This window comes from Inediibacterium massiliense, from assembly GCF_001282725.1.
GTDB classification, from domain to species: Bacteria; Bacillota; Clostridia; order Peptostreptococcales; family Thermotaleaceae; genus Anaerophilus; species Anaerophilus massiliensis.
Genome location: NZ_LN876584.1, coordinates 24,691 through 39,004 on the forward strand (window position 1 = coordinate 24,691; position 14,314 = coordinate 39,004).

At 29.5% G+C, this 14,314-nt stretch carries 14 protein-coding genes; 1 reads left to right on the forward strand and 13 read right to left on the reverse strand.

What is annotated here, in order from left to right:
- Positions 1-36: 36 nt before the first annotated feature.
- The 12 genes from BN2409_RS01565 to BN2409_RS01620 form a co-directional block, all read right to left on the reverse strand.
- Positions 37-2,013, reverse strand: a complete 1,977-nt coding sequence (locus tag BN2409_RS01565) for a complex I subunit 5 family protein (protein ID WP_053954913.1) — start codon at positions 2,011-2,013, stop codon at positions 37-39.
- 16 nt (positions 2,014-2,029) lie between these two features.
- Complete coding sequence (locus tag BN2409_RS01570; RefSeq protein WP_053954914.1) at positions 2,030-3,964, reverse strand: complex I subunit 5 family protein; 1,935 nt, start codon at positions 3,962-3,964, stop codon at positions 2,030-2,032.
- 25 nt (positions 3,965-3,989) lie between these two features.
- A complete protein-coding gene (locus BN2409_RS01575; RefSeq protein ID WP_053954915.1) occupies positions 3,990-5,441 on the reverse strand; it encodes a monovalent cation/H+ antiporter subunit D family protein in 1,452 nt (483 codons plus the stop codon).
- Positions 5,442-5,454: 13 nt separating this feature from the next.
- The gene (locus tag BN2409_RS01580; protein WP_053954916.1) at positions 5,455-6,924 is read right to left on the reverse strand and encodes a complex I subunit 5 family protein; all 1,470 of its coding nucleotides are present in this window, start codon (positions 6,922-6,924) and stop codon (positions 5,455-5,457) included.
- Position 6,925: 1 nt separating this feature from the next.
- Complete coding sequence (locus BN2409_RS01585) at positions 6,926-7,288, reverse strand: sodium:proton antiporter (protein WP_053954917.1); 363 nt, start codon at positions 7,286-7,288, stop codon at positions 6,926-6,928.
- 1 nt (position 7,289) lies between these two features.
- Positions 7,290-7,709 carry an MnhB domain-containing protein gene (locus BN2409_RS01590; RefSeq protein WP_199872892.1) on the reverse strand — a complete coding sequence of 140 codons (420 nt, stop codon included), beginning with the start codon at positions 7,707-7,709 and terminating at the stop codon, positions 7,290-7,292.
- 9 nt (positions 7,710-7,718) lie between these two features.
- On the reverse strand, positions 7,719-7,997 hold the full coding sequence (gene mbhE / locus BN2409_RS01595; protein ID WP_053954919.1) for a hydrogen gas-evolving membrane-bound hydrogenase subunit E: 279 nt from the start codon (positions 7,995-7,997) through the stop codon (positions 7,719-7,721).
- Complete coding sequence (locus tag BN2409_RS01600; RefSeq protein WP_053954920.1) at positions 7,994-8,233, reverse strand: hydrogenase subunit MbhD domain-containing protein; 240 nt, start codon at positions 8,231-8,233, stop codon at positions 7,994-7,996. Before BN2409_RS01600 ends, mbhE begins: the two co-directional genes overlap by 4 nt.
- 5 nt (positions 8,234-8,238) lie before the next feature.
- Positions 8,239-8,532, reverse strand: coding sequence for a monovalent cation/H(+) antiporter subunit G (gene mnhG, locus BN2409_RS01605; RefSeq protein WP_053954921.1), 294 nt, complete (start codon positions 8,530-8,532; stop codon positions 8,239-8,241).
- Between the two features lie 2 nt (positions 8,533-8,534).
- The gene (locus BN2409_RS01610; RefSeq protein WP_053954922.1) at positions 8,535-8,798 is read right to left on the reverse strand and encodes an MrpF/PhaF family protein; all 264 of its coding nucleotides are present in this window, start codon (positions 8,796-8,798) and stop codon (positions 8,535-8,537) included.
- Positions 8,799-8,802: 4 nt separating this feature from the next.
- Positions 8,803-9,279 (reverse strand): Na+/H+ antiporter subunit E, encoded by a 477-nt coding sequence (locus BN2409_RS01615; protein ID WP_053954923.1) that lies wholly within the window; start codon positions 9,277-9,279, stop codon positions 8,803-8,805.
- Positions 9,280-9,519: 240 nt separating this feature from the next.
- Positions 9,520-11,508 (reverse strand): sigma-54-dependent Fis family transcriptional regulator, encoded by a 1,989-nt coding sequence (locus tag BN2409_RS01620; protein ID WP_053954924.1) that lies wholly within the window; start codon positions 11,506-11,508, stop codon positions 9,520-9,522.
- A 219-nt stretch (positions 11,509-11,727) separates the two neighbouring features.
- Here BN2409_RS01620 and BN2409_RS01625 point away from each other — a divergent pair, with 219 nt between their 5' ends.
- On the forward strand, positions 11,728-12,846 hold the full coding sequence (locus BN2409_RS01625) for an HD-GYP domain-containing protein (RefSeq protein WP_053954925.1): 1,119 nt from the start codon (positions 11,728-11,730) through the stop codon (positions 12,844-12,846).
- 424 nt (positions 12,847-13,270) lie between these two features.
- On the opposite strand, the gene BN2409_RS01630 is transcribed toward BN2409_RS01625, so the two are convergent.
- On the reverse strand, positions 13,271-14,164 hold the full coding sequence (locus BN2409_RS01630) for an MBL fold metallo-hydrolase (protein ID WP_053954926.1): 894 nt from the start codon (positions 14,162-14,164) through the stop codon (positions 13,271-13,273).
- Positions 14,165-14,314 lie beyond the last annotated feature (150 nt).

Here is a 14,314-nt window from a genome sequence, read left to right on the forward strand (position 1 = left end):
TCATTGTATAAGTCTTAGTATATACTATACTAAGACTTATACAACTAAAAATACTAAAAGACTTGCTAAAAGAATAGCTACAATAAACACAGCATACCTTAAACTATTTACACTTTTACCTATTTCTTCTATAACTTCTTGTAAACTTTTGAATTCAAATTTCATATCTTTTATTATATATTGGATAGAAAATCTCCTTATTTTTTGTTTCTTATATTTTTTAGGTTGGATTTGTATTCCACTAATAGACTGAATGACTCCTTGTGTCAAATACACAAAGTCTACTACAATTCTATCTATAAAGTGAAATATAGCCGAAGTAAAACGAAATGTATAAACAAGTACAGGTTTATATAAATCTCTTTCAAGATTAAACCAATTTAAAGATGGATTGATATAAATTTTTTCTCCCTCTACTTCTTTTCTTAAAACTTTTTGTACAAATATGATATATATAAGTACCCCTATAAAAATCGTTTTGATAGAAGATATAATATAAGCAGGTTTGTAAAAATGAATGGGTGTATATTTTGATGTACCAAATATATATATAGCTTTCTGAAGAATAGGAGAAATACTATTAGGGAAAATCCCTATATAAACAATCACCCCTGCTAATGTGGCCATAGGAAAAATAGCTCTTTTTTTCACAAGGTGTTTAAGTTGTCCATTGTATTGTTCATTTTTTTCAACAAATACAGTTATAAATATTTTAAGAAGATATGCTACTGTAAAACTACTACTTAAAGTAAATATGATCTCTGCTATGGTAAACCATATATTGTGATACATATGATGAGCCACTCCTAGTGCTTCATGTAAAATAGTTTTACTAATAAATCCATTGAACCCTGGCATGCCTATAATAGCCAAAAGCCCAATGAAAAATACAGCCTTTAATTTTGTTTTATTTTTTCCAAAGCCTTTAATTTTATTGATACTTAATTCATGTAATACCATATAAATAATCCCTGCCCCCATAAATAAAAGTACTTTAAATATGGCATGATTAACAATATGATATAGTGTACCATAAATAGCTACACTTTTATGATCCTTTAAAAGTCCATACAGTCCTATTCCTACTAAAATATATCCTGCTTGACTCATGCTACTATAGGCAAGGATTCTTTTAATATTTCTTTGGAAAAGAGCCAAAAACCCTCCTAAGAACATATTCACAAGACCTAATACAAATAAAATGGTAGATAAAGTTTCATCGATCTCTATCATCCATACGGTTACAATAATCCCAAATATTCCTGTTTTGATTAGAATTCCTGACAAAATAGCACTTGCTGGGGTAGGTGCTGCCGGATGTGCCTTTGGAAGCCATACATGAAGAGGAAACATACTTGCCTTTGTTCCAAATCCAATAATCATAAGACCACTAATTAAATACTGTATATTCCCTATTTTTTTCATTTTCATTCCTAATTCACTAATATTTAAAGTTCCTGTATAGTCATACAAAATAAATAATCCCATTAAAAGTACAAGACCTGCTCCTATAGCCATAGCTAAATAAGATTTTCCTGCTTCATGGGCATATTGATCTTCGTCATGAATGATAAGTGCATAGGAAGTAAAAGACATGATCTCGAAAAAAGCAAATAAATTTAAAATATTTTCGGAAATAAAAATTCCTATGGTGCTAAATAAAGTAAGCATGAAAAACGAATAATATCTATTTCTTTTTTTATAATGAATCAAATATTGAGTAGAATACATAGTTGTCAAAACCCATATAAAAGTAGTAATAAAAACAAATATATATCGAAATGCATCTAATCTTAAAGATAGTCCTGTTCCCATAATATCTGGTATGAAAAGTAAAATAGGTTCTTTCATCACTCTTTTATAAAGAAAAAGTACGATCAAAAATTCCAAAGCCGTCATTAATATGTTGAAAAGATCTCTATACGTTTCATTTTTTCTTCCTATAAGCCACCCAAATATAGCCCCTATGAATGGGATGACTAAAATGAGTATCAAAGCTGTTTGATCAAACAAAATCATCCTCCTCTCTTTAAAAAACAAGTACCATTAAAAGGATTGCTAATATCACCGCAACTATAAACAAAGCATACATCAAACTATTCATTCCTTCATACATATGACTTACTACTTGAGATACAGTCTTTGTTGGAATATCTATAGAAATATTTTTATTGCCTTTACTTAACTCTATCCCACTTAATCTTTTTATTTTTCCTCCCATATAATATACTAAATTTAAAGCACTTTGATCAATTACGTGAAAAACATATGAAGAAGATATAAAAATCCATCTTAAAGTAGGTTTATATATATTTTTTTCAATACTCAACCAGTTTAAAGTAGGATTCATGTAAACAATCTTTCCTTCTATTTCCTTTGTCAAATATTTTTTAGTCAATAGATATAAGATGATTCCTAATACTATATTGATCAAAGAACTTTTCATATGACTCCATGTATAGAAATGCTGGATAGAAAAATGTCCTTCTCCTAATTCATCTGTTGCATATCCTATGATATTCATCATATTTTGAGGATTTATTCCTATATAAATAATCAATATACTTAAAATCAACATAGGAAATAGTGCTCTTTTTTTGATAAAACTTCTCCATTGACCTTTGTATTTTTCATTGTTTTCTATAAATACAGTAACAAATATTTTTAACATATAAGCTACAGTAAAAACACTACTAATAGTAAAAATCACTTCTGCTACAGTCCATCCTATATTGTGATACAAATGATGTGCCTCAGCTAAAGCTATATGAAGTAACGTCTTACTAATATATCCATTAGACCCTGGAAATCCTATAATTGCTAAGAACCCTAGGAAAAATAATCCTTTCAATATATACTTATGCTTTCCAAATCCCTTAATTTCATTAATACTTAGTTCATGAAGAATCATATAAATAATTCCTGCCCCCATAAAAAGTAACACTTTAAATATAGCATGATTTACAATATGAAATAATGTAGCATAAATAGCTACGGAGCCATGTTCTCTCAAAATTCCTATTAAACCAATTCCTACAAGAATATAACCTGCTTGACTCATTCCACTATAAGCCAATATCCTCTTTATATTTCTTTGAAATAAAGCAAAAAAGCCTCCCACAAACATATTGATCAAACCTAAAATCAATATAAAAATAGAAAAGTTCATATCACCTTCCATTAAATAATAGTTAATAATAAATATTCCGAATATACCTGTTTTGAGTAATACACCAGATAAAATAGCACTAGCTGGAGTTGGAGCAGCAGGATAAACTTTAGGAACCCATACATGAAAAGGAAATACTGTTGCTTTTACTCCAAATCCTATAAAAATCAAAGTACTAATCATATACTTGATGTTTCCAATATCTCTCATAGCCTCTCCCAACTGGCTAATGTATAAAACACCTGTATATTCATATAAAAGGAATAATCCCATCAAAAGAACCATCCCCCCTCCAATAGCCATTCCAATGTAAACTTTTCCTGCTTGGAGAGTATATTGATCCTCATCATGAATAATCAACATATAAGAAGTAAACGACATGATTTCAAAGAAAGTAAATAAATTGAGTATATTCTCTGATAAGAATATTCCTATAGTACTAAATAATGTAAGCATGAAAAATGCATAATATCTATTCCTATTTTTGTGACGAATCAAATATTGAGTAGAATAAATAGTAGTTAAAAACCATATCAAACAACTAATCCATAAAAAGATATAACGGAAAACATCTAGTTTTAAAGATAATCCCGTTCCCATAATATCAGGGATAAAGACAGTGATAGGTTCTTTGACAACTTCTTTATATAAAAAAGTCACGATCAAAAAAGTGATACCTGTTAATCCTATATGAAGTATATCTCTTATTTTTTCACTCTTTTTACCTACTAAGTATCCGATCAAAGAAATTATGGCAGGAAATAATAAAATACTTAAGAGGATCACTTGATTCATAAAAAGATCTCCTTTCATAAAGCCTTTATAATATATTTTTGGCAATTTGCTGGATATAATGCAGAATTACATTTGGGAATAGTCCTAAAAAAACTGTAATGGTAGTGAGTACTACAATAGGAACCAACATTTTTAAAGGAGGATCTAAATTTTCTATATTCTTTTGTTCTTCCTTGTGAAAAAAAGCTGTCACTACAATAGGTAAAAGATAGGTTGCAGTTAAAAAAGCACTTACTAAAAGAATCACAGGAAAAATGATTTTATTTTCAGAAAGCCCTCCTAAAGCTAAAAACCACTTGCTTACAAAAGCATTGGTAGGAGGAATCCCAACCAATGAAATAGAAGCAATCCCAAAGCACCACATAGTAATAGGCATTCTTCTTCCAATTCCTTTGATCTCATCCATATTTTTTTTATGGGTCATATAATAAATTGCACCTACACAGAAGAATAGAGTAATTTTTATCACTGCATGATTAATCAGATGCAGCAATCCTCCTGTTAAGGCATTTTCATTTAAAAGAATGATGCCAAGTAAAATATACCCAAGTTGACTAACAGTTGAATATGCAAGCCTTTTTTTCAAATTTTCTTGATGAAGGGCAAGCAGTGACCCTAGAAGTATTGTAATAAAAACCAATACACTAATATACTTATTTCCATGAATCGTTCTAATGACCTCAGAACCAAATATAAAATAACTTACTCGAATGAGTACAAATACTCCAGACTTTACAACTGCTACAGCATGTAAAAGTGAACTTACTGGAGTTGGAGCTACCATGGCAGCAGGAAGCCAACTATGAAAAGGTACAATAGCAGCTTTTACACCAAATCCCAAAAACATAACTGTATAAATAATTCTCATAAGATGTGGATTGTCTATAAGTGCTCCTTTTAAAACTCCTCCTGGTATGAAATTTAAGCTACTCGTCATACTAAATAAAAGGATCATTCCTAAAAGGGCAAGAGTGGCTCCTCCTAAAGAATAAATTAGATATTTTTTCCCACTATATAAAGCTTCTTTACTACCTGCATGAATCACAAGAGGAAAAGTTGCTAACGTAAGAAGCTCATAAAAAATATATAGAGTAAATAAATTTCCCGAAAATGCAATACCCATAGTAATCCCTAATGTGAGGATAAAAAATATAAAAAATCTTTCTTCTTTTCCTTCATGCTTCATATATTCCATAGAGTAAAAGGTCGTAAAAATCCAAAGGGTAGACGCCAAAAGAGCGAACAATAGTCCAAGTTTATCTACTTTGAAATAAACATCTATCAAAGGATTGATTCTTAAAAGATCTATCTTTGTTTCTTTTCCTTGAAGAAAAATTGCTAAAACTGCTAAAAAATTCATTGCTACAGATGAGACTGCAAATATATTTCTTATCTTTTCTCCTTTGAATAACACTTTTGTTCCTACTCCTGCAAGAAAAAAAGGAAGAAATATTGGCACAAGCAAAAACCAGTTCATTTTCGTCACCTCACTAAATAAGTCCTTTTCTTATCATATCAATCAATCCATTAGAAATGACACCTACTCCAATCATAATTATCATCAAAATAAATATAGGCGCTAATTCTTTGAATGACTTTTCCTTGGATCCATAAACTTTTCCCTCTATATTTTCTTCTCCAAAATATCCATTTACTACAATTGGAAAATAATAAACTGCATTTAAAAGGCTGCTGATTAAGATGGCCCCCATAAAAACAAGTTTTCCCATATCTATAGTAGCTAAAGCTAAATACCATTTGCTAATAAAACCTGGAAGAATTGGGATTCCTACCATAGATAATGCTCCTAGTGTAAAAATTCCTAATGTGAGAGGCATCTCTTTTCCGATTCCTTTTAATTCACTTAGCTTTTTCGTATGTGTTTTTTCAATCATAGCTCCTGCTGCTAAAAATAATCCTGATTTTGTAACCGCATGACCAATCATATGAAAAATTGCCATAGTAAGTCCTAACTCATTTCCAAGTCCTATTCCAAAATAGATATATCCCATTTGAGCCACACTAGAGTATGCAATGACTCTTTTGATTTCCTTTTGCCTAATGGCAAATATAGATCCCATAATCATACCTAATGTACCTAATATCAGAATGAAATTTAAAATACCAAACTCTATAATCATTTCTTTCCCATAAATTCTGTAAAATATTTTGATGAGTAATAAAACAGGTGGTTTTAACACCAACGAAGACAATAAGGCACTAGAAAAGGATGGAGCACTAGAATGAGCATCTGGAAGCCATACATACATAGGAAACATAGCACTTTTAATACCTATGCCTATGGTAAAAAGCCCTGATGAGATGAGTAATGTATTTTTATATAATCCATAAGAATTTACAATCTCCTTATGCATAAAATTCATATTTAAATGACCTGTAATATCATATAAAAATGCAATTCCCATTAATATAAGCCCTGAGGCTAAGCTGCTTAAAATCAAATATTTTAATGCAGCAGCAATGTTTTCTTTCTTATCTTTTACTACAATAATTCCACAAGAAGCTAAAGTGGTCACCTCTATAAATACAAAGCTATTAAATAAATCATTTGTAAAAACCATCCCTAGTAAGGAACCTACCAAAATATTCACTAATATATAATAAAATATAATTTTATTTTCTTTTATTTCTTTTTCTATAGAATAAATAGAATACCAAGTCACCAATAATGCTACAAGACAAAATACAATACTCATCATGCTTTCTATAAATCCTATCTGAAATTCTATCCCCCATGGTGCATCAAAATGTCCTACTCTGTATATATAAGCTCCATTCTCATTTACATATCCTAAGTTTAGTATTCCCAATACCAAAGATATAGACATTGTAAAAATACTAAGCTTTTTTACTCTATCTATTTTTTTCATAAGGGGCATTACAAAAGCACTGATGAATAAAATTAATATGATCAACAGTGGAAAATTATTGGCACCCATTTTAGTCCCCCCTCATTTTCATAATTTCATCTAATTCAATTGTTCCATATTTTTCGTAAAGTTTGATGGTAAGGGCTAAAGCAAAAGCTGTAACACTTACAGCTACTACAATCCCCGTAAGCATTAAAGCAGTAGGAATAGGATTGATGTATCCTTGTGCTCCTTTATGAAGCTTTCCTACAATAGGAGCCTCTCTTCCTGCAATAAATCCTTTGGAGATGAAAAACAAAAAAACAGCTGTATCCATAATATTCATCCCTATAATCTTCTTGATTAAATTATTATGAAGTAGCAATGTTACAAATCCTACTCCAAATAAAATCATAGCTCCTGTTTCATAATAATTGGTAAGTAGTTTTTCCATACTATATTTCTCCTTCATCAAACAAACTATAAAAGAAGTATACACTTACAGATACAATAATCCCTACACCTATATTCAGAGGAAGAAGATATCCTCCGCTTAATATATTCCCTGGAGTTCCTAAACCCATTTGAGGAAGATGTAGATGACTTCCTCCTGTAATAAAGCTATATCCTTTCAATACTCCATATACAATGAGTGCACTACTCATAAAATCCATCATACGTTCATAGCTAAATTTCTTTTTTGCTTTTTCACTTCCATATACAATTCTATAAAGAATAAAACTCGTTCCAAGGATGGTTCCTCCTGCAAAACCTCCTCCAGGAGAAAGATGTCCATGTAATATAACATATACTCCAAATAATTGTATAAATGGAATAATGATTTTACTGATCTCCTTTAATATAATATTTTCCATACCAAGCACTCACTTTCTTTCATCTCTTTTTAAAACTGTCAAAACTACTATAGCTCCTGTAAATAATACAGTGGCTTCTCCAAAAGTATCAAAAGCTCTATAATCTAATATAATTCCAGTTACAGTATTTAAAGCACCTGTTTCTTCTACCCCTTTTTGCACATACCGATCCATGACTTCATTGTGAGCAGGATTATTACTTTCTCCAAGAGGTGGAAGTTCTTTTACTCCTATTAATAGAATACCAATAATTAAAATCGTTAAAAAAACTGCCATAATTTTTCTCATTTATGGACACCTCTTATTTTTTTAAGAGTAAGAACAAATAATACAGTAGTAATCCCAGCTCCTACTGCAGCTTCTGTTATTGCTAAATCTGGAGCATTGAGTTGCTGCCATAAAATTGCCATAACCAAACTATATACAGTAAAAACAATAATCGTTCCTAATAAATCTTTCATAATAGATACCGCTACTGCTGATCCTATTAAAAATAAAATCATAACTACACTGAATATTTCCATATACTTCACTCCACTTGTTTATTTTTTCTTATAAAAGCTGCTTTAGATATAAGATGGGTAGCTGTAGGATTTGTAATCCATAAAAATATAATGATTAAAAAAAGCTTTATACTTGTAAAATGAAATCCATTGTATACCATAAGCGCTAAAAGACATAAAACTGCTCCTAATGTATCACATTTTGCAGCACTATGAAGCCTTGTAAAAAGATCTGGAAATCTCAGTATTCCAATTGTTCCCACAACAAAGAAAAACAATCCTCCTAAAAGTAAAATACCAATGAATATAATTTTTATCATTTCTACTCTCCTGCCTTTTCAATGAAATGAGAAATCACCACAGACCCTATAAAACTAATCAGTGCATACACAAGGACTACATCAATAAAATAAGTTTCTTTTAATATAAAAGAAATCATAGAAATTAATATAATTGTCTTTGTTCCAATGACATTAATAGCAACTAATCGGTCAGAGGCTTCAGGCCCTTTTATGGCTCTAATCATACATAATATAATGGTTACTGACAAAATGAGACTTGCAAAAATCAATAACTTATCTATCATTTTCCTACTCCTCTATTTTTAAAAGGATTTTTTCAAATTTTGAATTTAAAATTCCTTCTATATATTCTTTTTTTAAACAATGTACAATCATCTCATCTTTTTTTATAAAAACCGTAAGAGTCCCTGGTGTAAGAGTAATAGAATTTGCTAGAATAGTTCTATGAAAATCACTTTTTAATTTAGAATGAAATTTTATGATTTGAGGAGATATATCCATTTTAGGACTTAAAACAATTTTAGCTACTTGAAAATTGGCAATCACAAGTTCCTTTATAAAAATCAATACATAAAGAAAAGAATAATATACTTTTTTAAAATTATGAAAACATTTTCCCGATATGGAAAAAATCAGTTCCTTATTCAATTGATAAATTCCCATACAAACAATGAGTCCTAGCATTCCTCTTTCCACATTGATTTGTTCAGCTAATATAATCCAAAATAACATTAAAAAAGTCATTCCATATATCATTCGTCCCATAAATTCCTCCAATTGATAAATTTGATTCTACAATAGTATATGCAATAAACATGCCTAATCTATGGATTTTTTTAAATCAATTTTTATCATTTAGTATTTTACTACTTTATTTCTGTTTTATTTTCAGAAAATAAAATAGAAATAGAATACTTTTTAAAATTTTATGTGATAAATTGTTTCAAAATGAAACAATTTATCTTTCATTATGAGAATACACTGTATTATTTTAATACACTTGTATCATTTTAATACATGTTCAAGATGGTATTTTTCAATTTTTCTATACAAAGTACTTCTTCCGATTCCTAAAATTTTAGACGCTCTTACCATATTTCCATCTACTTCTTGCAGTGTTTTGGTAATGGCTATTTTTTCTATCTCTTCTAAAGATAATAGATCACTAGGCACTTCCCATCTTTTAGGAATATTGCTAGATTGAATATGATTGGGAAGGTTTTTATAGGTAAGAACTTCATCTTGAGTCATGTATACGATCAGTTGAATTACATTTTGTAATTCTCTTACATTTCCTGGCCATTTATAATGAATCATCCCTCGATAAAAACTTTCATCCACAGCCTTTATATTTTTTCCTATCCTACTACTGAATTTATGAATAAAATAATCTATAAATGTTTTTATATCCTCTTTTCTATTTCTTAAAGAAGGGGTTTGAATAGGCATTACATTGAGTCGATAAAAAAGATCTTCTCTAAAATTTCCAAGCTCCACTTCTCTTTTTAAATCCTTATGAGTAGCTGCAATCACTCTAACATCCACAGAAACTACATTATGCCCTCCGATTCTTACAATTTGCTTTGTTTCAAGGACTCTTAAAAGATTAGCTTGAGTATCCAAAGGCATATCTCCAATTTCATCTAAAAATATGGTTCCCCCATCAGCCAATTCAAATTTTCCTGGATGTCCTTCTCTTTTGGCCCCTGTAAAAGCTCCTTCTACATATCCAAAAAGTTCACTTCCCACTAAATCACGAGGGATAGCTCCACAGTTTAAAAATATAAATGGATTTTTTCTTCTAGGACTTTCATTGTGAATAGCTTGAGCAAACAATTCTTTTCCTGTTCCACTTTCTCCCAATAATAAAATAGTAGCATTTGTTTTAGCAGCTAAAGAAGCAATTTGAATAGCTTGTTTAATTTCTTTACTATTTCCCAATATGTCTTTAAAAGTAAATCTAGCTTGTGATCCTACAATTTTATTGACCAAACTATGAATCGTTTTCACTTCTTTAAATGTAAATACAACTCCCTCCAAATCCTTATCTACTATAGGAGTTACCGTTACGATACAAGGAATATCCTCTTTTTTTCTATTTTTAAAATATATTTCTTCTTCCTCAAATTTTTTTCCACTTCTAATCCTTTTCATAATTTTATTATAATTTTTTTGATCTAATATATGATGAATGTTTTTGCCTAATAATTCTTCTTGTTTGATTCCAAAAAAATTTCGTGCAAAAAGATTAATATCCATTACAATTCCTTTGGAATTCGTACAAATAAGACCTTCTGATATGGATTCCATGATGGCATAAAAATGCTTATTGGCCATATCTAATTGCTTATTCATCTCCTCAAGCTTCATTTTCTTTCCTATTGCTTGGGCAGCAGCAACTACCATCCCAAGTGTATGGGGATGAGCCTTCTTATCAGGACCTGTAATGCTTAAAACTCCTATAATTTCTTCATTTTCATCTCTTATAGGACATGCAGAGGAAGTGAGATCATGATATTGCTTGCAATAATGTTCCGCCCCTAAAACTTGAAGGGCTTCTCCAATTTCTAAAGCTGTCCCAATAGCATTTGTTCCAATGATATCTTCTCGTACATTACACCCTAATAAAATATTCAACTTCTTATATTTCTTAATCATCTCTTCACTACCCATACATTCTAATACATATCCATCTTTGTCTGTAAGCCTTACAATAAATCCTGTACTATTTACAATTTTTCTAAGACTATGCATAAATGGAATAGCCGTTTGAATAAAAGGCATAAATTGTCTATACTTTTTCTCACATTCTTCTTGGGATAAAAAAATATCCACTTTCTGTGAAAAAGGATCTACTTTATATTTTTTACTTCTAATCCATGAATCTGCAATAACAGGTCTTATATGATTTCTTTGTATGTTTCCATTCGCCACAAAATTCTGCCAGGCTTTTATAAAGCCTTCCTTCTTATCTGAGAGCTTATTTACAGGCAAAAACATTCCTCCCATGCATATAGTTTATTTATATTATTATATCATTCCCATACTTATCTTTAACATTATTCCTGTATCCTACTTACGAATCATTTTTCTATGTCCATAGCCTCATATAAAATGGTATAAATTTCCCAAAGGATTTTGTTCTTCCTTCATGAATCTATTCATAATACATAAAGGTATACTTTTCTATACAAAGAAATGGGGGGATAGGGTATGGAAACACCTATCATACAAACAATCAATATTCCTATAGAAAATTTGAAAGAAAATATGATTATCGGTGAAGATGTGATCAATGATGATGGAAAGAAATTAGTAAATCAAGGCTATTGTATCAAAGACTTAGAAAGAGTAATTTCTCTTTTTCAAAATTACGGTATTGATTTTGTAAATATCCAAATTCAAGAAGATTCTTCAATCCATGATGATGATTTCATTATTCCAGACATAAAAAATATGGATGTAGAAAATAAAAGAGAAGAAGAGATTATTGACTTTAAAGAAAATTTTCATCAAACAAAAAGATGTATTTATACGGACTTTAATGATCTATTGTGTAAAAAACCTATGACTCGTGAAACTTTAAAGGAACATACAAAGAAACATCTTAAGATCTTCTCTATTGGTACAAACATTTTTCAGCTTATAGAAATGATGAGAAAAATGGATACTACCATTTATACTCATTGCTATCATGTAGCTTTAACCAGCTATTGTATTGGAAAATGGCTAAATCTTGTAGAAGAAGACCTAGAAGAATTATTTTTAGCTGCTATTTTTTCTGACATTGGAAAATTAAAGCTTCCTAAAGCTATTTTGTATAAAACAGAACCTTTAAATGCTCTTGAAAAAAAGAAAATACAAGAACATGTTTTTCACAGTTATCATATTCTTGAACCTTATTTATCCATCTCTAGCAGAATCAAAAAAGCCATTTTATCTCATCATGAAGCCATAAACGGAAAAGGCTATCCTATAGGAATACAGGATGAAGAGATTCCACTTTTTTCAAAAATTATTGCTGTAGCAGATACTTATAATACGCTTACATCTAAAAATTTATCTTCTGCTACAGTCCTAGATACTATTAAAACTATGGAGACTGACTATAAAAATCAATTAGATACGAAAATATTGTATGTATTTTTACAACGTATTGGAGATTGTTTTATTGGTCAAAAGGTCAAGCTTAAAAACCAAGAAATAGGTGAAATTGTATTTATGAATCATAGATTCATTCAAAAGCCTATGATCAAACTTTTATCTAATCAAAAAATTATAGATTTAAGCAGCGCCCCTAAGCCTTTTTATATTCAAGAATTAGTTGTATAAAATTTTTATAACCCATTCTTTCTATCAACATTATAAAAAATAAGGAACAGTTATTAAGAATTTGTGAAAATATAGAATAAGAAAGAATTTGAATAGCATTACACTGTTTGAGCAACGCGAGTTTGTAATGCTATTTTCGATCGTTTCTATATATTTTTCAAATTTGAAAATTAGTGACGTTTTTTTATAACGTTAAGACTGTTGATAAACTACATTTTGACAAACGTCATAAAAATTAGGAACAATTATTAAGAATTTGTGAAAATATAGAATAAGTGAGAAAATGAATAGCATTACACTGTTTGAGCAACGCGAGTTTGTAATGCTATTTTCGATCGTTTCTATATATTTTCCAGATTTGAAAATCAGTGACGTTTTTTATGACTTTGTCTACAAGCTCGACATTTTTTTATACCGTTGTTATTCATTTATAAAAATACAGCTTTCCATTTTCTATTTCATAAGAAAGTTCCTCTTCGCACAAATAAGTGAGTATGGCTCCTATGGTCGTATGTAAAAAATGATATTCTTTAAAATCCACTTCTAAATCCTCTAAAACGATCACTTCTTCTAATAGCTCTTCTCTTGTTTTAGGTTGTGCTAAAAGTTCTTTACAAATTTCTATATATTTTTCTAAATTGTCCTTATTCTTTTGAACAAGTGTCTTTATTTCTTCTTTATTATATATATGGTTTCCATGACTTAGAAGATAATATTCATAATCTAGGGAAAGTATTTTATCATACGTATTCATTTGATCTTTGATATCCATCAAAAAAGGCATTTTATATTTTTTAAATATTTCTTCACTCATTAAAGAATCTGCCAAAAAAAATACTCCATCCTTTGTTCCTATTCCTATTTGTCCTTTTGTATGTCCTGGCAATGAAATGATTTCAAATTTTTCATTATTTATTTTTTCCATTCCTTCTTCTACAATAGCATCTACTTCAATATTTTTCCCATGAATAAATTCTTTTCTCAACATTTTAATAGGACTTGCTCCATAAAGATTCATAATAAAAAGGTCCTCATTTTCTATATATAATTTTTCTTTGGAAGATGAGTAAATAATACTTCCTGGATAATTTTCTTTTAAAAAATAATTTCCTCCTGCATGATCTATATGATGATGGGTATTGAATACATATTTTATATTCATATTATTTTGCCCTAAAATTTCACAATTCTTCCTTGCTTGTTGATTGTTATTTCCTGTATCTATTAATAATGTATATTTATCTTTAAACAAAAATACACCTACATTTGTACCGGATAAAATACAATAGGTATTTCCTTTTATTTTTTTAAGTTCCATAAAGTCCTCCTATCCATAAATATTTCTTAAAATATTTTATCTAAATCTTTTCATTCCTGCAACCTAGTCTCATAGTCCTAAACCAAAAAATACTTGTTTTTATTCTTAAAAATTGTGATAAAATTGTCGTATCATCTTATTGTTTGGAGG